1 protein-coding gene and 1 pseudogene are annotated in these 1123 nt (G+C 42.6%); both read left to right on the top strand.

Annotated elements, in window-relative coordinates:
* A pseudogene (locus tag ACKLNX_RS00015) lies at positions 1-243 on the top strand (hypothetical protein); the annotation flags it as partial.
* A gap of 273 nt (positions 244-516) precedes the next feature.
* A complete protein-coding gene (locus ACKLNX_RS00010; protein WP_411694245.1) occupies positions 517-807 on the top strand; it encodes a GIY-YIG nuclease family protein in 291 nt (96 codons plus the stop codon).
* The last annotated feature ends 316 nt before the right edge of the window (positions 808-1123 follow it).

Below are 1123 nucleotides of genomic sequence, written 5' to 3'. Positions count from 1 at the left end.
GTTGGGCTACGGCCAACTCGCATAAGCTTTAAATCGTGCCTACGTATCGTACTTTATGACTATGCAATTACGGCTTCGACAAATAGCCTTCATACGATACCAGCTAGAATGAAAGATCTGACTGAAACGCTCAAAGACTTTATTCTGCCTGAGCCTGACCGGCCGGATTATCCTAGAGCCGTAAAGATAAAGCCAACAAGATTCCCATTAAAGAAAGCCGAACATCTAAGGAAAAAACCTTAACCGAACAGCATTACGCGAAGGCGGTAACCTCCAACTCCATCACCAATCATGATAAGAGTAAAACCGTCATTACCTACTCCCCGTCATTACCGCGAAGGCGGTAACCTCTAACTCCATCACCAATCATGATAAGAGTAATACCGTCATTACCTACTCCCCGTCATTACCGCGAAGGCGGTAACCTCCCAACTCCATCAAAAAATCAAAAAACTGTCCTTTTCAATATCATCAAAGCGATATATGTTTACAGCTCAATTGAAAAGGAATTCAATCATGAAGCAACCGTGTATCTACTTTATCACTAACTCTCATAACACTACCTTATACATCGGCGTAACAAGTAATTTGGTCCAACGAATCTATCAACATAAACACAAGCAAATTAAAGGTTTTAGCTCAATATACAATCTAGATAAGCTCGTTTACTTTGAACAATTTGAGGATATGGAGAACGCTATACTTCGCGAGAAAAGACTCAAGAAGTGGAATCGTGAATGGAAAAATAGACTTATCAATGAATTGAATCCTAGTTGGGATGATTTGTACTTTGGGTTAAATTCATAGGTTTTACTTCATATTATTGTATGTATTGGGGGGTCACCGCCTTCGCGGTGATGACGTATGAGGTGCGGTGATGACGTAGCGGGTGCGGTGATTATGTGAGAGGTGCGGTGATGACACAGGTGTGTGGTAATAGCGCATGGGGAGAAGTGATGACGTAGTGGGAGGTCACCGCCTTCGCGTAATGCTGTTCGGTTAAGGTTTTTTCCTTAGATGTTCGGCTTTCTTTAATGGGAATCTTGTTGGCTTTATCTTTACGGCTCTAGGATAATCCGGCCGGTCAGGCTCAGGCAGAATGAAGTCTTTGAGCGTTTCAGTC

It is taken from the genome of Glaciecola sp. MF2-115 (assembly GCF_047250385.1).
GTDB lineage: Bacteria > Pseudomonadota > Gammaproteobacteria > Enterobacterales > Alteromonadaceae > Glaciecola.
The sequence above is the reverse complement of the archived record's forward strand: the minus strand, read 5'-3'. Positions and strand labels throughout refer to the sequence as shown.

Coding starts and splice junctions, on each gene's coding strand:
- ACKLNX_RS00010 (WP_411694245.1), top strand. CDS start 517: ATGAAGCAACCGTGTATCTACTTTATCACTAACTCTCATAACACTACC.